At 71.9% G+C, this 21,675-nt stretch carries 6 protein-coding genes and 2 tRNA genes; all 8 read left to right on the top strand.

All coding sequences use genetic code 11. The features are described from left to right. Window positions 1-57 precede the first annotated feature (57 nt). Window positions 58-3,531, top strand: a complete 3,474-nt coding sequence (locus tag ACFO3J_RS31395) for an AAWKG family protein (protein WP_386436741.1) — start codon at window positions 58-60, stop codon at window positions 3,529-3,531. Between the two features lie 73 nt (window positions 3,532-3,604). Next, entirely contained in the window at window positions 3,605-4,045 is a 441-nt protein-coding gene (locus tag ACFO3J_RS31390; protein WP_386436739.1) for a YbaB/EbfC family nucleoid-associated protein, read from the top strand. Further along, window positions 4,038-4,379, top strand: a complete 342-nt coding sequence (locus ACFO3J_RS31385; protein WP_386436737.1) for a hypothetical protein — start codon at window positions 4,038-4,040, stop codon at window positions 4,377-4,379. The genes ACFO3J_RS31390 and ACFO3J_RS31385 overlap by 8 nt, the downstream gene beginning before the upstream one ends. Before the next feature lie 3 nt (window positions 4,380-4,382). Further along, window positions 4,383-13,706, top strand: a complete 9,324-nt coding sequence (locus ACFO3J_RS31380; RefSeq protein ID WP_386436735.1) for a hypothetical protein — start codon at window positions 4,383-4,385, stop codon at window positions 13,704-13,706. A gap of 70 nt (window positions 13,707-13,776) precedes the next feature. After that, on the top strand, window positions 13,777-17,133 hold the full coding sequence (locus ACFO3J_RS31375) for a right-handed parallel beta-helix repeat-containing protein (RefSeq protein WP_386436733.1): 3,357 nt from the start codon (window positions 13,777-13,779) through the stop codon (window positions 17,131-17,133). 173 nt (window positions 17,134-17,306) lie between these two features. Beyond that, window positions 17,307-17,381 (top strand) — tRNA-Asp (locus tag ACFO3J_RS31370). A gap of 4 nt (window positions 17,382-17,385) precedes the next feature. Continuing rightward, window positions 17,386-17,459: transfer RNA gene (locus ACFO3J_RS31365), tRNA-Phe, on the top strand. A 196-nt stretch (window positions 17,460-17,655) separates the two neighbouring features. After that, a complete protein-coding gene (gene hrpA, locus ACFO3J_RS31360) occupies window positions 17,656-21,648 on the top strand; it encodes an ATP-dependent RNA helicase HrpA (RefSeq protein WP_386436730.1) in 3,993 nt (1,330 codons plus the stop codon). Window positions 21,649-21,675 lie beyond the last annotated feature (27 nt).

Raw genomic sequence — 21,675 nt, 5'->3', positions numbered from 1 at the left:
CCCCGCCCCTTTCCCGCCGACCCCGCTTCCCCGAGCACATCCCCGGAGGGCCAAGCCATGGCAGCCGACAACTGGGAACACATCATCAACCTGATGACCGGCTTCACGCTGGCCGAGCGCTCGGCGATCGAGGGCAACAAGGGGGCGGGCGGCATCCCCTGGATGGATGTGGAGATCAAGAAGGTCGGGATGAACCTGCACGCCGAGAGCACGGCGCACGGGGACGGCATGGGTTTCGACATCCAGTTCTACTCAGGGACCGGTACCGATGTCGCCAAGTACCAGGCCACGGTGACCTTCAAGGACCAGACGGACGGCCGGCAGTACTGGAAGCGCTCCGCCGCGGCCCTGACGGACCTGGTGTCGTCCCCCTTCAAGACGGCCGGGGCGACCTCCGGCACCGATGTCGGCGGCGATCCGACTCCTGACTCCGGCGTCGACCTCACCACCTTCACCACGCTGGCCAAGTCCTTCGACAAGGCCGGAGTGTTCTTCACCAACCACGCCGAGACGCTCAAGCAGTGGGCGGAGAGCCTCGGTGACGAGGACGCGGCGTGGAAGGGCCAGGCGGCCGGCGTCTTCTGGCATCTGATCAACGACCTGCACGACAAGTACGACAACTACACATCGGAGCTGATCCCGCCCGGCTTCTCGCCCGCCAACACCTCGGTCGCCACGGGGTACGTCTCCACCACCAAGCACGGCGACTCGGTGATCGGCGCGGAAGTGGCCCTGCACACCGCGCTGCAGAGCATGAACGACAGTCTCAACAAGTTCATGAACAAGACCGGCGCCGCGATCCCGGTCACGCACCCGGACGGCAGCACCTCCTCGGACGTCGTCAGCGGCGACACCCGTGAGGTGCTGTACAAGGTCATGACCGAGATCACCGACTGGATCGCGACGCACAACGCGCCCGGTGTCACCGGTTATATGGCGTACAACCCCTACGGCGGCTACATGGGCAACCCGGGCGCGCCGATCCAGTCCTACACCACCAACGGAACCTACTCGGACGCCACCACCTGGGGCAATCTCAAGGACACCAGCACCTGGTCCGGGGCGGCCAACGAAGCGGTCAAGCGCTGGCAGTCCAACATCGAGACGAATCTCGACACCCCGGCCCGCGCGGACGTCACCACCCTCCAGCAGTCCTGGTCCCGGGTGCTCGACCCCAACTGGGACACGACCTTCGGCTTCGAGGACTCCGGCAACACCTCGCTGGCGCAGGAACTCCAGCAGGAGGAGCAGGAGATCCAGCAGGAGAAGGCCGACAAGGCCAGCAGCGACCTCAACGACAAGCTCGACGGGCTCGGTGACAACCTCAACGGCCTGGGCGACAACCTGAACGACTTCGGCAAGGGCCTGGGCGACGACCTCAACACCTTCGGCAAGGGGCTCGGGGACAACCTCGACACCTTCGGCAAGGGCCTCGGCGACAACCTCGACGGTCTCGGCGACGGCCTGAACGACTTCGGCAAGGGCATCGGCGACGGGCTGAACGGCCTTGGCGACGACCTCAACGGCCTGGGCGGACCCAACGGCCTCGGCGGACCGGACGGCCTCGGCAGCGGCGACCCACTCGGCCTGGGCGGACCCAACGGCCTCGGCGGACCGGACGGCCTCGGCAGCGGCGACCCACTCGGCCTCGGCGGACCCAACGGCCTGGGCGGACCCAACGGCCTCGGCAGCGGCGACCCACTCGGCGGCAACCAGGACTGGCTGACGCCCAGCGGCATCGTCCCCGGCACCGGAACCCCGCTCGGCGGCGGCTTCACCAGTACGGGCCCCGGCCCCACCGGCGTACGGAACGCGGACGGCAGCGTCACCACGCAGAACGCCGACGGCAGCCTCACCACCCAGTTCCCCGACGGCAGTTCGACCTCGGTCGGCCCGGACGGCACGGTCACCACCACCCGCCCGGACGGAAGCACGGTGACCAGTCAACTCGGCACTGGGCAGTCGCTCCTCAACCCCGACGGCTCGACCACGACCGTCGGTGCCGGCGGCGACATCACCACCCACTTCCCGGACGGCAGCACCGTCACCCAGAACGCCGACGGCAGCCTGACCACTACCAACGCGGACGGCTCGACCAGCACCCACTTCCCCAACGGCACCCTGGAGACCACCGGGGCCGACGGGTCGACGCACCTCACCGCGCCCGACGGCAGCACCGTCACCCAGAACGGCGACGGCAGCCTCACCACGCAGTTCCCCGACGGGAGTTCCACCACCGTCAACCCCGACGGCACGGTCACCACCCACAACGCCGACGGCACCACGGCAACCAGCCACCTCGGCGACGGCCAGACCCTGACCAACCCCGACGGCTCGACCACCACCATCGACGGGAAGGGCGGCGTCTCCACCCACTTCCCGGACGGCACGGCGGTCTCCCAGAACGGCGACGGCAGTCTGACCACGGATTTTCCGGACGGGACCTCGAACACGCACTTCCCGAACGGCGTAGTGGAGACCACCGGTACGGACGGACTGACCCATCTGACCGCGCCCGACGGCACGACCATGACGCAGAACGCCGACGGCAGCCTCACCTCGGACTTCCCCGACGGCAGCCACACCACGCTCAACCCGGACGGCACGGTCAGCACCACGACCGCCGACGGCCACAGCGTCACCAGCCACCTCGGCAGCGGCCAGAGCCTGGTCAACCCGGACGGCTCCACCACCACGATCGGCTCCGGCGGGGCGATGACCACCCATTACCCCGACGGCAGTTCGGTCACCGTCAATCCGGACGGCACGGTCACCACTACGAACGCCACCGGCACCAGCAGCGACGGCCTCGGCGGTCCGGGCGGACTCGGCGGACTCGGCGGACTCGGCGGCCTGGGACCCGGCTCCGATGTCGGCTCCGGCACCAGCTTCCCGAACACGCACCTGCCCACCACCGGCGACCCCAGCGGGCTGACGCTGCACAACGGCGACGGCAGCACCGTGACCCACTTCCCGTCCGGCGCCCACGCGACGACCAACGGCAGCGGCTACACCACCACGCACTTCCCGGACGGCAGCAGCACCATCTCCGGTCCGGGCGGCCAGTTCCAGACGGTGCCGAGCCCGGCGACCGCCGCGGCGAGCGGCGGCGGGGCGGCCGGCGGTCTGCTCGGCGGAGTGGCCGGCGCGCCCGCGGCGGAAGGGGACGCCGGGCTCAGCTCGATGATGTCGCCCATGATGATGATGATGGGAATGTCGCGGATGGGCCAGCAGCAGGGCGGCCAGGGCCAGGGCGAACGGGTCCGGGAGACGTATCAGCAGCACGACTCGGACGGCGCCTTCATCCAGGGCGGCGGCTACCGGCAGCAGACGGCGCCGCCGGAGGAGGACGTCTTCGAGGAGGAGGAAGAGGACCCGGAGGAGCTGCCCAGCCGGACCCCGACCACCGGTCAGGGCCGCCAGGGTCCGGGCCTGCGCCGCCCCTCCACCCAGAGCTCCAGCTGGTCCGACCGCGAGGAGGACGTCTGGGGCACCGGCGAGGAGGGCCTGCCGGCCTCCATCGGCCGCTGAGCACCGCGCCGGCGGCCGAGCGCGGCACCGGCCGCTGACCGCGGCACCCGCAGCCGTACGACGGGAGGACATCGTGAACGACGAGCTGCAACAGCAACTCGACCAGGCGCTGGCCGAGTTCGAGCAGCAGCGGCTGGCCCTGATCCGGGCCAGGGACGAGATCGCCGCCGTCGAGGTGACGGTCAGATCGCGGGACCGGGCGGTCGAGGTGACCCTCGGCGCCGACGGCGGCCCCAAGGCGCTGCGCTTCATCGACAACAAGCACAAGGCCATGTCCGGCCAGGAGTTGGCCGCCAGCGTGCTGGAGGTGATGCGGGTGGCCCGCGAGGAGCTGGCGCTGCGGGTCAGGGCTGGCTTCGACGAGGCGGTGGGCGCCGCCCGGGGCACCGGCACCCCCGCCCCCGGCCGGCAGCCGGTGGACCGGCTGGAGGGCGTCGGCCTGGACCGGCTGCTGGACCCGCTGCGGGCCCCCGGCGGACCCCTGGACCTCACGGGAGGGACCGATCGTGGCTGACGACAGCGTCTTCGCCGCCATCCCCAGCGAGGTCGTGGCCGGCGGCGGGATCACCGACCAGGTGGGCCAGCACGCCAAACTGCTCGCGCAGAACTACGACGACGCCACCCATTACGACCTCAACGACCCGCCGTGGGGAAGCGGCGACGAGACCGCGGAGACGTTCAAGGAGAAGTACGTCCAGCCGCACGCCGATCTCCGCGACGCCCTGCACGCCCTGGCCGACGCGATCACCGAGGCGGGTGCCAAGACGCTCTTCTCGGGCCAGGACTTCCACACTGCCCAGGACGACGCGATCACCGCCATCCACGAGGGCGGCGGGGGGCGGCGCTGACCCGTGGCCGTTGACCCTTTCCTGGACGGGATCGTCGTCGCGCTCACCGGGATGCACATCCCGCGGGCCAAGTCGTCGGCGATCCGCGCCGCGGTGGAACAGCCCAACGCCGCCCTGGTGACCGCGCTGACCGACCTCCAGTCGGAGATCGCGCGGATCGCCACCTCGGTCGCGGGCGCGGTCGACGGCAAGTGGAGCAAGGCCTACATCGACGCGATGTCCACCTTCTCCTCCGGGGACGGCGCCGACGCGATCAAGAACCTCAAGGACACCGCCGCCAACATGGCGGACTTCGGGCACGAGTCGGCCTACCAGGTCGACTACATGAACCGGATGATCATCGCGCAGGTCGCGGAGTTCCTCATCGAGTGGGCGATCACCCTCGTCCTGGCCATCTTCAACCCGATCGAAGCGCTGATCGAGCAGACCTTCCTCCGGGGCCTCTACCGGACCATCCTGCGCAGCGTCATCCTGCGCCTGATCGCGCTGATCGCCGAGCACGAGGCCCTGAACATCGGGCTCGGCGCCGCGATGGACATCCTGGTGCGCTGGTCGCTGTCGCTGGACGGCGAACACACCTCGCACGGCTCGGACTTCCTCAAGCAGGCGGTCGGCTTCGGCGCGGTCCAGGGCGCGATCTCGCCCTTCGTACCCTTCCTGGGCGGCTTCTTCGCCAAGGCGCTCGGCAGCGGGATCGGCCGCAACACCGCCAAGGACCTGTTCAACACCCTCGACCACGGTCTGCCGGGGCCGGGTCCGGTCGAGAAAGACCTGCTGCGGAACACCGGGGACGACATCGAGGGCCCCGGCGGCGGCGCCGGGCGCGGCCTGGGCGACGATCTGGACGGTCCCGGCGGCGGCCCCGCCCGCTTCGACGAGTTCAAGGGCCCCGACGACCCCGGGGGCGGCCCGCGCGGTCCCGGCCTCGTCGGCCCGGACTTCGCCCATGACCTGGCCCACTCGACCGCGAACGTCGTGGACCGGCTGGCCGTCGGCCACGGCTTGAGCGACGCCGCGCGGCTCGCCTTCCGCGACGACGTGGGCGACATCTTCTCCCGCGGTCTGAGCACGAGTACGGACACCGCCCTCGCCCGCGACCTCGGCCGGAACTGGGCGGAGACCTTCCTGGCCAATATGGGCAGGAAGGATCTGGGCCGGCAACTGGACACGGCGCTCTCGGGGCTGCCGGACGGACTCGGCGGCGACTTCCGCCGGGCGCTGTCGCACGGTGTCGCCGACACGCTGGGCACCGACTGGGGACGCAAGTTCGCCTACCACGCCGCCTCCGGCCTCATCGAAGCCGGGCACCAGAACGTCTCCGAGGGCCTGTACAACCTCGTCACCACCGGCAAGTTCACCACGTCCTTCGTCACCGGCCTGTCCGGCGCGGTCGGCGGCCGGCTCGGCCATGTCCTGTCGCACAACGCGCACTTCCTCGGCTCCGGCATCAAGAGCGGCGCCGACTCCTTCAAGAACCTCTTCACCACGCCCCCGGCGGTGGACCCGGCTCACCTCAACCCGCCGCCCACGCGGGTCGACACCATCGGTACGCCCGAGGTCCCGCGCTCCACCGAGCCCGCGGCCGACCTTCCGGCGAGCACCCCGACCAACACCCCGGCCGGCACCCCGGCCAACACCCCGGCCGGCGCCCCGACTCCGGTGACCGCCCCGCCCGTTCCGCTGCCCACGTCGTCCGGTCCGGACATCCAGGTGCCGGCGGTGACGCCGCCCAGGCTCGCCCCCGGTCCGGCCTCCGAGCTGCGCCACGCGGTCAACACCGAACTCACCCGGCTCGGCCGGCCGGATCTGCGGGCCGACCTGGACGACGTACGCGCGCTGCACGAGCAGTTGCCGCCGCACCGGCTCCGAGAACCGCTCAAGCACCAGGCCTTCCACATCGCCGGCCGGATCGCCAACGGCGGTGACCCGCTGCTGATGCGCGGCGGCGGCAAGGAGCCCGGCCCGGACGCCGTACCGCCGCCCACCCCGCGTCCGACGGAGACACCGGGCCCCTCCTCCACCGTGAAGCCGAAGGCGGAACCGAAGGCCGAGCCGAAGGCGGAACCGGAAGCAGCGCCCGAAGCAGCGCCCAAGGTCGTCACCGAGGCCGAGCACGAGCCGGAGCGGAAGACACCCGCCCCCCTGCCGCTGAAGACGACCGCATCGCCCGAGCCGCCCGCGCCCCCGAAGGCCGACCCGCCGCTGCCCGCCCGGATCGGGGACGATCTGGTGCTCGGCGGGATGGACGTGGTCGAGGAGTTCCGCTCCGGCGACCAAGGGCTGGAACACATCAGGCAACTGGTGATCCGCGAGGCGGGCGCCAAGGGCTGGGAGGAGAACCGGGAGCGGGTCACCGCGCTGTTCTCGGACGACGGTGTCCGCCCCAAGGTGCCCGGCATGCTGCGCGGCGGCCGTCCGATCACCCACGTGGTGGACCTCGGCCTCGGCCGCACCCTGACCATCGCGCTGCAACTCGACGGCGCCCACCCGAACTCCGAGCTGCGCTTCAAGGAAGAGATCAAGAAGTACGAGTTCGAGCACAGCTCCGACCCGACCAACGTGGTCGGTTCCCTCGTCGACGGCCGACTCACCTTCGTGGCCGGTGTCCAGGGCAACATCGCCCACCCCAGCGCGAGCGACACCGCCGCGCTGCTCGGCGCCCGGGAGCACCAGTGGGCGCTCACCAACCAGCGGGCCGACCGCCAGATCAGCGGCGGCCAGACCACCGAACCCGGCAGCCGCTTCCAGGGCACCGTGCAGGCGGTGATCACCCACCGGCTGAGCAGCGACCCCGGCACCGCGCACGAGCACCCTCTCCGCTACCGGATGGAGATGGTCGTCCCCACCCGCGACATCACCGACCACGACGCCGAGGAGGCCCGCGACACCCTCGGCCCGCTGGTCGGCCCCTCGACGCTGGTCCTGCCGCCCCGCCCCGCCCCGCTGGTGGGCCCGCCCCGGGTGTCGTCCACCCACGCGCTGAGCGGCTCCGACGTCGTCACCAATCTGCGGCTGCTCCCGGACGACGCGCCGCTGCCCGGGCAGCAGCAGGCGCGGGGCCCGCAGACGCGGAGTGTCGCCGCGCTCCTCACCAGCGAGCCCATGCGGGCCGCGTTCGGCAAGGCGTACGGCGGTCAGGGCCAGCGGGCGATGAACGAGACCAACGGCTGGCTCACCGTCGAACTCGTCCAGGCCCACTTGCACGGCATGACCAACAAGCAGCCGCTCGTCCATGAGCTGGAGAGCGTGCCCGGCGGCCGGCTGGAGGTGCACGCCTTCGTCGAACCGCTCGGCACCCCCGCCGACACCCGCCCGCCGGCCGGGAACGGCAGCTCATCGGGTCCGCCGCCCGGCCGGATGATGAGCCCGGCCGGGGAGACCGCCGAGACCGAGTTCCACTACGGCACCGAGACCGACACCACGCAGGTGCGGCAGGACGTGGTCACCTGGTCCGGCCAGCTGCCGGTGCCGGGCCGCTTCCGCGGCCAGGGCGGCACGGACACCGGCGAGGCGGTCGGGGGCCTGGACGGGACCCTCGGTCTCGGGCACACCCACAACGAGACGAACAGCCGCCAGTTCCGCTTCCGCAACACCCTGAAGAACCCGGCCCCGGGCCAGGGTTGGCACGGTCAGGTCCGGCTGCGGTTCGAACTGCACGCCCCCGGCTCGGTGTCGCCGTCCCGGCTGGACGCGCCGTTCAAGGGCGCGGTGCACGAGACCCGCGGCCGTTTCGACGTGCTGGTCGAGAAGTCCGAGACCACGCCGACCGAGGACTACGAAGGCCAACAGGTGTGGGCGCCGCCGCAGCGGATCTGGCAGGGCGGCGGCGGCCCGGCCGAGCGCAACTCCGTTGCCCGCTCCCCCTGGTGGCGGCCGGGCACCGGGCACCGCACCCAGCAGGTCACCGGTCGGCCGGGCGGCGCGGCGAACGGCGCGGCCGGCGGTGTCACGAACGGCGCCGCGAACGGCGGCCCGCCGCGGCCCGCCTTCCGGCCGGCCCCGCCGCCGATCCCGCGCGGCGACCACACCAGCGTGCCGCTGCACGGCCTCGGCAGCATGGACCGCGTCACCAACCTGGACCTCAGCGGCTTCCACGGCATGCTCGACTCGATGGGCCGGCGCGCCTTCGGCGGCGACTGGAAGAACGTACGGTCCGACGTCTCCTCCTGGTACCACCTCAACCGGGTGCGCGCCGCGCTGCCCGGCATGACGCAGCACAGCCCGCTCACCCGGACGGAGTTGTCCGGGGCCGGATCGGCCACCAAGGCCTCGCTCACCGCGGACATCGAGCGGCTCACCTTCCGCCGGGTGATCAACCCGCTGTCCAGCCCGAGCACCGAGGTCACCCAGGGCTCGGCCACCACGAACACCCGCAACCGGCAGGTGAGCGAGCAGGCCGCGCTCGGCGGCCGGGGCGGCGATGTCGCGGGCGGTGCGGTCCTCGGCGAGGCGATCGGCGGTGTGACCACCACCGTCCGCGACGGCGACCGGGTGCGCAACCAGGAACGCGTCGTCGTGGCAACCAAGTTCGACCAGCCGATGGCGATCTTCGACGGCTGGGTACGGCTCGACGGCACCATGACCGGCTCCCGGGCCACCGTGCACGAGTCCGGCCTCTTCCCGGTGGAGATCGCCATCCCGCTCACCGAACTCCAGGGCTCCCGGGACCACGACGCCGAACTGCCGCCCACCTTCAGCCGGGAGCACCCCACCGGCTTCATCGACCACCCGCGCCCCAAGCCCGCCCGCGACCTCGTGGACTCCGCACCCCGGCCCAAGGACCCCGACGCACCCAGGGCTCTCGGCAACCGGAACCGGCCGGTGGACGTCCCGGGCAAGGGACTGTTCAAGAAGCTGCTCCCGGGCCGTCCGAAGGGACCGGTCAACTCCCCTTCAGCGCTTGTGACTCCAGGTCGCGAGCCCGTCAACAAGGGCCCGGACAACAGCAAGCCGGCGCCGTCGGCGGTCAAACTCCCGGACACACCCCGGGCCCGGCCGAACGCCCCTGCCGGGCCCTCGACTTCGGGCCGTGCACCGGACGCCGACCCGGTCGTCGACCCGAAGCTCGCGAAGGACCCCGACGCCATCGAGCTGCGGGATGTCAGCACCCGCCCCCGGACGGTCGGCCGCACACCGCCCGTCCTCACCGACGCCGCCGACGGCACCGCGCCCGCCCGTCAGCCGGACCCCGCGCCGCCGCGACTGGACTGGACGGCTCCCCCGCAGGTGCCGAATCCGCCGCGGCCGCCCGCCCACGCGCTGGAGGAGAGCTGGCACCCCTCCGACATGCTGCTGGGGGTCGACCCAGCCAGCGGTCTGCTGGAGGCCATCCGGCACGACCTCGCCCCCGCCCTCGGCAGTGACCTCGACCACGCGATGGTCGGCGTCGGCGACCAGTTCGGCCCGCATGTGCTGTCCGCCCGGCTCACCCACGAGTCCGGCCGGGAGTGGAGCCACGACATCCCGGTGACCGGCGGCAGGATCACCGTCAAGGTGCGGCCGATCCGCGAGCCGCACGCCGAATACGTGGGCACCTCCAAGAAGTTCGAGACCGACCTGTCCACCGAGTCGCAGTCCTCCACCGCGCACATCCACGACAACGTGCTGCGTACCGTCGCCGGCGCCCGGGTCCAGGTCCCCATCCCGCACGGTTCGGTGACCGTCCAGGCCACCCACAGCGGCTCCGTGCGCCCCAAGGACACGGTGGCGGCCGTCGACCACGGCGCCGGGCAGCTCACCGACGCGGGCGGTGAGGGCACCACCGGCGAGACCGAGGAGCGTATCCCGCTGCGGGTCAAGACAGTCGAGCCGCACGACCTCTTCCGGCAGCCGATCCGCTTCCGGATCAGCTACGAACAGCACGGTCTCCACCTGTCACGGGGCATCCCGGAGGCGCCCGAACCCGTACGGCTGCACGGCGTCTTCTCGTACTCCAAGCAGACCCCGGCCGCCACCGCGCCCCCGCAGCCCGCCGACCGGCCGGCTCCGGCGGGCGGCCCGGCCCCGAACCCGCCGGCCCATATCGAGGTCGAACAGGTCGTGCTGAAGGTACGGCCGCACCTGACCGCGAACACCCCGGCGTCCGTGGGCGGCGGCGAACGGCGCACCCCCGGTGAGGACTTGGTGGCCACCCACATCCTCGACGGCATGACCGGCCGGGGCATCGAGGTCTTCGGCGACAAGTGGCCCAGGGTCCGCGCCGAACTCGCCCCGCACGTCTCGACGATGGCCGTCCAGCGCGGCCTCGGCGCCCACAGCCGCGGCGGCACCCGGACCATCGACCTGAAGTCGGTGAGCGGCGGGAAGGTCGTACTCGGCGCGCGCGTCGACACGATGGACCCGGCGGACTCCAACGCCACCAGCGAGTTCTACAGCGGCGGCCAGCAGGTCCAGACCTCCGGCGTGTCCAACACCAAGGCCAGCAACTGGCAGGGATACGTCCAGGTCCAGGGCGATGTGCTGCCCTCCGGCGACACCGTGAACCTCTCCCTGCTCGGCCGGGTCGACGGCGGCATCGGCAAGGAGACGCTCAGCACCCGTACGGAGAACTCGGCCACCGGTCTGCTCTTCCGCAAGAAGGTCCCCTCCCTCACCCATGTCGGCACCGCCACCGTCGAGGCGGACATGAGCAGGCCCACTGGCCTGTTCGGTCTCGGCGACGAGCGGATCAGCCGGATCGGCACGGCCCGGGTCGACTTCATCACCCGCGAGTCACCGGCCGACCGGCAGGACCACGCGCGGTACGCGCCGCGCGACGGGATCATCCAGGACGGCCAGGCGCCGCCCGACGGCCGGACGCCGCGGGGCCGGACGGACCCGAACGGCACCGGTCCGCCCGCACGCGGGCTCAGTCACGACACCATCGTCCGCAAGATCCTCGACGGGGCGGGCTTCCGGGCCCGCACCCTCCAGAACCTGCGGACGGAGCTGGGCCGGCTGAAGATGTCCACCGTCGGCGACCACCTGACGAAGGCGCTCAGCGACACCCGCCTGGAGCGCAGCCTGCCCGCGATGACCCGGGGCGGCGAGGTCGAACTCTTCCGGCACGGCTCACTGCGCATCACCGGCCGCGCCGACGTCACGGCTCTCGACTACCGCACGATCGAGCACGAGGGCGGCAACGCGAACGTGCTCAACGAGGTCAACCAGATCGGGGTCAGCCAGCCGATCAAGGCCCGCGACCTGGGCGCGCGCTTCCTGCTCGGCCCGCACTGGAAGCTGCCCGGTTTCCAGGGCAGCCTGCTGGCCGGCGGCGGCGTCAACGGCCGCCAGCGCACCGGCACGTCCTTCGCGCAGGCGGCCAAGGTCGCCGCCAACTCGAAGTTCGCCCGCCCGTACGCCATCTTCGACGGCACCGCCCGGATCCTCCTCACCGCCCACGACGGCGGCACCACCCATGTCCTGCCCGGGATCGACGTGCACGGCCCGATCATGATCCCCCGGTCCGAGACCCACCCCGTCGTCCCCCCGCCCCTCCCACCGCGCCCCCAGCCCAAGGCCCCTCCGAAGCTGCCCGACCCGCTGCCCAAGGCCCCCGCCAAGCTGCCCGACCCGCTGCCCGAGCCTCCCGCCAAGCTGCCCGACCCGCTGCCCGAGCCTCCTGCCAAGGCGCCCGAACAGCCCCTCGTCGAAGCGCCCGCCGCCGAACCGGTCGTCCAGCGCGCGAGCGGGCCGACGCCCAAGCCCGACCTCGAAGCGGCACTGGCCCGCCTCCGGACGGTCAACCACGACTCGGACGACGAGGAGTCCGACTCCGAATGGGACGACGACCCGCCGCCACCGCCGCCGTCCCGGCAACCCCTCCCGCTCCCGCTCCCCGCCCCCCAGCCGATCCGCCCCGAGCCGCCGCACGTACCCGTGGTGATCCGGGAGGCGACGCCGGAACCCGTCACCGACCACTCGCACGACCCGCAGGAGGACCGCACCCCCGAGCCCGCCCCCCACCACGCGCCCGAACCGCTGCTCGCGTCGCTGCCGCCGGGGCCGTTCGAGGCGCGGACCCTGTGGACGGCCGAGCCGCCGCCGCAGTTCAACCTGGTCGCCGACCGGGGCGCGTACTACCCGATGTCGCACGAGCACGACGACACCATCGGCGAAGGGGACGACCCGTGGGGGGTGCGCGCGGACGCCCACGAGGAGCAGGTGCGGCAGGCCGAGCACCGGCTCGGCCTGATCGTCGAGCGGGCCGAGGAGACGGTGCGGACGCTGGCTCCCGACCATCCGGAGGCGCGGCGGGCCGCCCGGCTGCTGAGCACCGAGGCGAAGCTGCGCGGCGACAACTGGCGGCCGGAGTACCGCAGTGAGTTCCTGCAGATGCAGCTGCGGCTGGACGAGAGCGGCATCCTCGACGGGCTGCCGCGCGAGCTGGTGGTGAACGACCGCTGGTTCCAGGGCCCCCTCAAGGACGAGCCCACACCCTGGGCCCTGGTCGCCCCGGACGACCCGGCGGGCCCGGTCGGAGGCTCGCTGCGGGCCGGCGGCGCGGCGAGCGTGTCGCACCGGTTCCACGCCTGGCTGGACGACAACGGCGGCGACAGCGGCGTGCTGGCCGACTGGGCGGAAAGCCAGGGCGGCGGCTCGATCACCTCCGAGGCGCAGCGGTTCAAGGTGCTGATGAGCTTCTTCCGCCCGTCCCAGGAGGAGACCGGCTACTTCATGAACCGGCTCGACCCCGTCTTCCACGACGAGTCCGTCGGCGCGCCGTACCTCGCATTCCCACCGGCCTATCTGCGCAGCATGGCCGCCCAGCACGCCTTCACCCATGAAATCCTGAGCCGGGTGGACATCCCGAACGTGGACCGGCGGCGCGGCGTCGTCCAGCTGATCCGGCTGGAGGGCCGCCGGCTGCTCCAGGAGTACAACGAGGGCGTGCCGATGACCCCCGGCAGCGAGGTCCGGATGCTGCGCGGCCCCGCGGAGTCCTTCAGCCTGATGGCGCCCTACAAGGACCCCACCGAGACGCACCACACCCTCGGGCCCTTCTGGGTCACCTCGCAGGAAGTGCCGCTGCACCGGGTCTTCGCGACCTACTTCCAGAGCCGGCCGCTGACGGACTACGACCGGCTGGACCGCTCGATGCTCTTCGGGGAGGCGGAGAACGAGTTCCTCACCATGGCGGAGGGCTCACCCGTCGTCTTCCACGGGACCGGCCTGCCCCCGGTCCTGCCGCGCCCCCGGGTGGCCACCAGCGGCACCGGCGCCGCCGGCCGGGCGGCGCCGCCGGATTCCGGGCCCGTTCCGCGGTACAGCTCGCAGTCGCAGCGGGCCGAGGCCATCATGATGGGCGAGGACGATCCCCCGGTCGCCGGTCCGGCGGGCGGACCGTGACCCGTATCGTGCGTATGAGCAGCGCGGGACCACCGCACCACCTGGCACCAGGACTTGAGGAGGACCGGCCGTGGCACGTCAGCTTCTGACCGTCGGCCCGGACGGCGAGGGCGAGTTCCGGACGATCGCGGAGGCGCTGACCCGGGCCCGTTCCGGCGCGGTGATCAGCGTGCGGCCGGGCGGTTACCCGGAGGCGCTGACCGTGAAGACCCGGGTGACGATCGTCGCCGACGGCCCGCGCGGCAGCGTGCGGATCGAGCCGGTACGCGGCACCGCCGTCACGCTCGCCGCCGACGCGGTGCTCCTCACCGAGCTGGTGCTGCGCGGTGGCGAGGGCGATCTGCCGGTGGTGGACGCGGTACGCGGCCAAGTGGCCCTGGAGGGCTGCGAGGTGATCGGCACCGGCTGGACCGCGGTGCTGAGCCGGGCCGACGGTTCGCTGGCGATGCGCGACTGCCGGATCACCAACCCGATCGGCGCCGGCGTGGTGGAGACCGCCCCGGCCGGCAGCGTCATCGAGCACTGCGTGCTGGAGCACCTGGGCACCTCGGCGATCGTGATCAGCGAGCAGGGCCGGGCGACCGTACGCGGCTGCACCCTGCGGGACGCGCGCGGCAACGGCGTGCTGGCCAACGGCACTTCGCGCGGTTCGGTGGAGGACTGCGAGATCTCCTCGACGGACAAGCCCGCGCTGGCACTCGAAGGCGCCACCGCGGTCACCGTGGCCCGTACGACCGTGCACGGCGCGGCGGTCGGCGCGTATCTCGCCACCTCGTCGCGTACGTCGCTGGACGAGCTGCGGATCACCGACACCGCCGGCCACGGCATCGTCGTCGCGGCGGGCTGCGACCCGCAGGTGCGGTCGTGCTCGACCAGCAGGACGCGCGGCAGCGGCCTGGTGGTCACCGCCCGCTCCCGGGGGACGTACAGCGACTGCGAGTTCACCGGGGCGGCGGGGCCCGCCGTGCACATCGGCGAGTCGAGCGCGCCCACGCTGACCGGAGTACGGGTCGCCGACTGCGAAGGCATCGGCGTGCTGATGATCGAGGAGTCGGCCGCCGAGTTCGACCGGCTGACGGTGGCGGACCCCGGCGGGATCGGGATCGCGATACGTTCCGGCGCCAATCCGCTGCTGCGCCGGGCCCGGGTGACCGGCAGCCGGGGGCCCGGGGTGCTGGTCGCCGAGGACGGCAGGGGCCGGCTGGAGGACTGCACGGTCGAGGACGTGGCGGGGCACGGGCTGCGGATCGAGGGGCACGGCAATCCGCACGTCGGCAACTGCGTGATCCGCGGCGCGGGCAAGTCCGGGGTGTCGGTGGGCGCCCGGGGGCTGGGCTCGCTGCGCGACTGCGAGGTGACGGGGTCGGCCGACTCCGGGGCGAGCGTGGAGGACGGCGGCGAGGTCTCGCTGGTCCGGATCAGGCTCACCTCCTCCGCCAAGCACGGCGTGCTGCTCGCGGCCGGCGGCCGGGCGGCGCTGAGCGGCTGCGAGGTGGTGGACAACGGCGGCGACGGCATCCGGGTGGACAGCACCGAGCAGGTCACCGTCACCGCGTGCACCGCCCGCGGCAACAAGGGCGCGGGGCTTCGGGTGGCCAAGGCCGGTCCGCGGTTCTCCGTGTCCGAACTGACCAGTACCGACAACCGCAACCCGGATGTCTGGCCGGGCGCGGAGCCGGCCGCCGCCGACCCGCACAGCGCCCAGGGCGGCGCGGGCGTCCCCGGGGCCGAGGCCGAACCGGCCGCCCCGCAGGGCCCGTTCGCCGAACTCGACGCGCTGGTCGGCCTGGCCGCCGTCAAGCACCAGGTCAACACCCTGGTGAACCTCGGCCGACTCGCGCAGCGCCGCGCCCAGTTGGGCATCCCGGCGCCGCCGATGAGCCGCCACCTCGTCTTCTCCGGCCCGCCCGGCACCGGCAAGACCACCGTGGCCCGGCTCTACGGCAGCATCCTGGCCGAACTCGGCCTGCTGCCGTCCGGCCACATCGTGGAGGTCTCCCGCTCCGACCTGGTCGCCCAAGTCATAGGCGGCACTGCCATCAAGACCACCGAGGTCTTCGAACGGGCCCTGGGGGGCGTGCTGTTCATCGACGAGGCCTACACCCTGCTGTCGGACAGCAAGGGTTCGGGCGCCGACTTCGGCCAGGAGGCGATCGACACCCTGGTGAAGCTGGTCGAGGACTACCGCGACGAGGTGGTCGTCATCGTGGCCGGCTACTCCCGGGAGATGCGGGACTTCCTGGCCGCCAACCCCGGGCTGGCCTCACGCTTCACCCGGGCCATCGACTTCGACAACTACTCGGTGGACGAACTCGTCACCATCACCGAGAACATGTGCGCCGCCCACCGCTATGTGCTGGACCCGCTGGCGCTGCAAGCGCTGAACCTGCACTTCACCCGGATGAAGCGGGACGCCACCTTCGGCAACGGCCGCGCCGCCCGCCGGGTGTTCGAGGAGATGGTGGACCGGCAGTCCTTCCGGCTGGCGTCGCTGCCCGAGGCCACCGAGGCCGACCTGCTGCTGATCCTGCCCGAGGACGTGGGCGAGGAGGAGGCCGCCGAGGTCCGCGGCGGGGAGCGGGCCGCGCCCGGCGACTCCGATGTGCTGGCCAGGCTGCGCGGCATGATCGGCCTGGGCGCGGTCAAGCGCGAGGTCGGCGGCATCCTGGACCTGCTCACCACCGCCCGCCAGCGCCAGGCGGTGGGCCTGCCCACCCCCAAAGTCAGCCACCACCTGGTCTTCTCCGGCCCGCCCGGCACCGGCAAGACCACGGTCGCCCGGCTCTACGCCGACCTGCTGCGCTCCTTCGGGGTGCTGCCGCGCGGCCAGCTCGTCGAGGTGGCCCGCGCCGACCTGGTCGGCCGCTACATCGGCCACACCGCGCAGCTCACCACCGAGGCGTTCGAGAAGGCGTCCGGCGGGGTGCTGTTCATCGACGAGGCCTACACCCTCACCCCGGAGAACTCCCCGCAGGACTTCGGCCGCGAGGCGGTCGACACACTGCTCAAGCTGATGGAGGACCACCGCGACGACACGGTGGTGATCGTGGCCGGCTACCCCGAGGAGATGGACCGCTTCCTGGCCTCCAACCCGGGCCTGGGCTCCCGCTTCCCCCGCCATGTCCGGTTCGAGGACTACACCACCGCCGAGCTGATCGAGATCATCAAGGAGATGACCGGCACGGCCGGCTACAAGTGCTCCGATGCCACCGTGACGGCCCTGCACGACTTCCTCGACACGGTGCCCCGCACCCGCTCCTTCGGCAACGCCCGGCTGGCCCGCCAGCTGGTCGAATCCATGATGACCCGGCAGGCCGGCCGCCTCGGCAGCGTCGCCAGCCCCGACCTGGAAGCCCTCACCCTGCTGCTCCCGCAGGACCTCCCCTACGCCGACGAACAGGACGCGGTCAGGGGTCTGATACGCTGATCCAGCGACGTCGGGGTGCCTCAGCGTGATCGTACGGTCACTCGGAGGCAGCGAAAATCGGTACGGAGCACGCGAGATCCTGTGCAAGAATTGTCTCGCGCGGACGCACCGAGAAGTACGGCGGAGCGCACAGCGGTAAGCACAGCAGTAGGTAATAGGGCAGTACAAAGCAAGGTCCTGTGGAGCAGTTTGGAGTGCTCGCCACCCTGTCAAGGTGGAGGCCGCGGGTTCAAATCCCGTCAGGACCGCTGCGGCTGGGTAGCTCAGTTGGTACGAGCGACCGCCTGAAAAGCGGTAGGTCGCCGGTTCGACCCCGGCCCCAGCCACCGCACGACGTAGGGCCCGTCTCCGGACGGGCCCTACGTCGTATCGCGCTCCTCACAGCCGGCCCGGCGGCGCCACCACACCCGGCACACTGGGCCGCATGGACCACATGTGAGCCCCCGACCGGCCGACCCCGTCCCGGACGCCCCGGAAATGAGTTCGCCGCCGCGCGCCGCCGGATGCGATGCTGGACCGCGTATGTCTACCCAACCCTCCTCCACTGAGCTGGCCCGACGCCTGTCCGCGCTGACCTTGCGCGACGAGCAGCGCCTCGGCCGCCGGCTCGACGGCGCCCGGCGCATCCGCAAGCCCGAGGCGCGCGCCGCGGTGCTCGCCGACATCGCCGCCGAGCTGGACAAGGGCGAGCTGCGGCTCGCCGCGCGCCGGGCCGCCGTGCCCGAGGTGAGCTATCCCGAGCAGCTGCCGGTCAGCCAGAAGAAGGACGAGATCGCGGCGGCCATCCGCGACCACCAGGTGGTGATCGTCGCGGGCGAGACCGGCTCGGGCAAGACCACCCAGATCCCGAAGATCTGCCTGGAGCTGGGCCGCGGCGTGCGCGGCCTGATCGGGCACACCCAGCCGCGCCGGATCGCCGCCCGTACCGTGGCCGAGCGGGTGGCGGAGGAGCTGCGCACCCCGCTGGGCGCGGCGGTCGGCTGGAAGGTCCGCTTCACCGACCAGGTCAGCGACTCCACCCTGGTCAAGCTGATGACCGACGGCATCATGCTCGCCGAGATCCAGACCGACCGCGAGCTGCGCGCCTACGACACGATCATCATCGACGAGGCGCACGAGCGCAGCCTCAACATCGACTTCATCCTCGGCTACCTCGCCCAGCTGCTGCCCCGCCGCCCCGACCTCAAGGTCGTCATCACCTCGGCGACGATCGACCCGCAGCGCTTCTCCCGGCACTTCGGCGACGCCCCGGTGGTGGAGGTCAGCGGCCGTACGTACCCGGTCGAGGTCCGCTACCGGCCGCTGCTCGAAGAGGTCACCGAGAACGCGGCGGACGCCGACCGTGACCAGATCAGCGCGATCTGCGACGCGGTGGACGAGCTGCAGGCCGAGGGCCCGGGCGACATCCTGGTCTTCCTGTCCGGCGAGCGGGAGATCCGCGACACCGCCGACGCCCTCGACAAGCACCTGACCCGCGGCGGCAACGCCATACGGTCCGGCACCGACATCCTGCCGCTCTACGCCCGGCTGTCCTCCGCCGAGCAGCACCGCGTCTTCCAGCAGCACTCCGGCCGCCGGGTGGTGCTCGCGACCAACGTCGCCGAGACCTCGCTGACCGTCCCCGGCATCCGCTACGTGATCGACCCCGGCACCGCCAGGATCTCCCGCTACAGCCACCGCACCAAGGTCCAGCGGCTGCCGATCGAGCGGATCAGCCAGGCCAGCGCCAATCAGCGCAAGGGCCGCTGCGGCCGTACGTCCGACGGCATCTGCATCCGGCTCTACGACGAGGACGACTTCCTCGCCCGCCCCGAGTTCACCGACCCGGAGATCCTGCGCACCAACCTGGCGTCGGTGATCCTGCAGATGACGGCGGCCGGTCTGGGCGACATCGCGAAATTTCCCTTCATCGACCCGCCGGACAGCCGCAACATCAAGGACGGCATCCAGCTGCTGGAGGAGCTCGGCGCGCTCGACCCGCAGCAGAAGGACCCGCGCAAGCGCCTCACCGAGACCGGCCGCAAGCTCGCCCAGCTGCCGGTGGACCCCCGGCTGGCCCGGATGGTGCTGGAGGCGGACCGCAACGGCTGCGTCGCCGAGGTGATGGTGATCGCCTCCGCGCTGTCCATCCAGGACCCGCGCGAACGCCCCGCCGACAAGCAGGCCCAGGCCGACCAGCAGCACGCCCGCTTCCGCGACGAGACCAGCGACTTCCTCGCCTTCCTCAACCTGTGGGGCTATATCCGCGACCAGCAGAAGAGCCTGTCCTCCTCCGCCTTCCGCCGTATGTGCCGCGGCGAGTACCTGAACTATCTGCGCATCCGCGAATGGCAGGACATCTACAGCCAGTTGCGGACCGTCGCCAGGCAACTCGGCATCGACATGAAGGAGTCGGACCGCTCGGAGCAGGCCGCCGACCCGCAGCGCGTGCACGCCTCGCTGCTGGCCGGGCTGTTGTCGCACCTCGGGCTGAAGGACACCGACAAGAACGAGTATCTGGGCGCCCGCAGCGCCAAGTTCGCGATCTTCCCCGGCTCCGCGCTGTTCAAGAAGCCGCCGCGCTGGATCATGTCGGCCGAGCTGGTGGAGACCTCCCGGCTGTGGGCGCGGGTCAACGCCCGGATCGAGCCGGAGTGGGTCGAGCCGCTGGCCCAGCACCTGGTCAAGCGCACCTACAGCGAACCGCACTGGGAGAAGGACCAGTCGGCGGTGATGGCCTATGAGCGGGTCACCCTCTACGGCGTGCCGCTCATCGCCCAGCGCAAGGTGAACTACGGGCGGATCGACGCCGAGGTCTCCCGTGAGCTGTTCATCCGCAACGCCCTGGTGGAGGGCGACTGGCGCACCCACCACCAGTTCTTCCACGACAACCGCAAACTGCTCGGCGAGGTCGAGGAGTTGGAGCACCGCGCCCGGCGCCGCGACATCCTGGTGGACGACGAGACGCTCTTCGACTTCTACGACGCCCGGCTGCCCGAAGAGATCGTCTCCGGCGCCCACTTCGACTCCTGGTGGAAGAACAAGCGGCGCGACGAACCGGAGTTGCTGAACTTCGAGCAGTCCATGCTGATCAACGAGAACGCGGAGGCGGTCACCAAGGCCGACTACCCGGACTCCTGGCGGCAGGGCGCGCTGAAGTTCCGGGTGACCTACCAGTTCGAGCCGGGCGCCGACGCGGACGGGGTGACCGTCCACATCCCGCTCCAGGTGCTCAACCAGGTCACTGCCGACGGCTTCGACTGGCAGATCCCGGGGCTGCGCGAAGAAGTGGTCACCGAGCTGATCCGCTCGCTGCCCAAGCCGATCCGCCGGCACTACGTCCCCGCGCCGAACTACGCGAAGAAGTTCCTCGACCGGGTGGTCGCGGGCCCCGACCCGCTGCCGGCCGTGCTGGCCCGGGAGCTGCGGCAACTGGTCGGCGTCCCGGTGGCCGCCGAGGACTTCGACCTGTCCCGGGTGCCGGAGCACTTGAAGATCACCTTCCGGGTGATCGACGAGCGCCGCCGCAAGATCGCGGAGGACAAGGACCTGGACGCGCTGCGGCTGCGGCTCAAGCCGAAGACCAGGGAGGCCATCACCCGGGCCTTCGAGCGGACCGCCGACCCCGCGCTGGCCGGTCTGGAGCAGCGCACCGGCCTCAAGGACTGGACCGTCGGCGCCCTGCCGCGCACCTTCGAGGCGCGCCGCTCCGGGCAGCCGGTCAAGGCGTATCCGGCGCTGGTCGACGAGGGCGACTCGGTGGCGGTGCGGCTGTTCGACACCGAGCCCGAGCAGACCGAGGCGATGTGGCGCGGCACCCGGCGGCTGATCCTGCTGAACGTCCCGGTGAACCCGGCGAAGTTCGTGGCCGACCGGCTGTCCAACCAGCAGAAGCTGGCGCTGTCCCGCAATCCGCACGGCGGCGTCCAGGCGCTGTTCGAGGACTGCGCGACCGCCGCGGCCGACCGGCTGATCGCCGCGCACGGCGGGCCCGCCTGGGACGAGGCGGCGTATCGCAAGCTGTACGAGGCGGTACGGGCGGAGCTGGTGGAGCTGACCGTCCGGGCGGTGGAGCGCGTCCAGCAGGTGCTGGCCGCCTGGCACTCCTGCGAGCGGCGCCTGAAGGACACCACGAGCCTGGTGCTCGTCGCCAACCTCCAGGACGTCAAGGAGCAGTTGGCGGCGCTCATCCACCCGGGATTCGTCACTGAGACGGGCCTCAAACGGCTGCCGGACCTCATGCGCTATCTGGTGGCGATCGACCGGCGCCTCCAGCAGATGCCGACGGGCGCGGCCCGTGACGCCAGCCGGATGGAGAAGGTCCGCGAGATCCAGGCGGAGTACGCGGACCTGCTGGCCGCCCAGCCCCCCGGCCGCCCGCTGCCGCCCGCCGTCCGCGACATCCGCTGGACGATCGAGGAGCTCAGGGTCAGCTATTTCGCCCACGCCTTGGGCACGGCTTTCCCCGTTTCCGACAAGCGCGTCTTCAAGTCCCTGGACGAGGCGTGGTCCCTCACCCGCCCCACCCGCCCCTGAACGGGTTCCCGTTCGACCCCACCCCCT

Source organism: Streptomyces polygonati (assembly GCF_042650325.1).
In the GTDB taxonomy this organism is placed as follows: domain Bacteria; phylum Actinomycetota; class Actinomycetes; order Streptomycetales; family Streptomycetaceae; genus Actinacidiphila; species Actinacidiphila polygonati.
The sequence above is the reverse complement of the archived record's forward strand: the minus strand, read 5'-3'. Positions and strand labels throughout refer to the sequence as shown.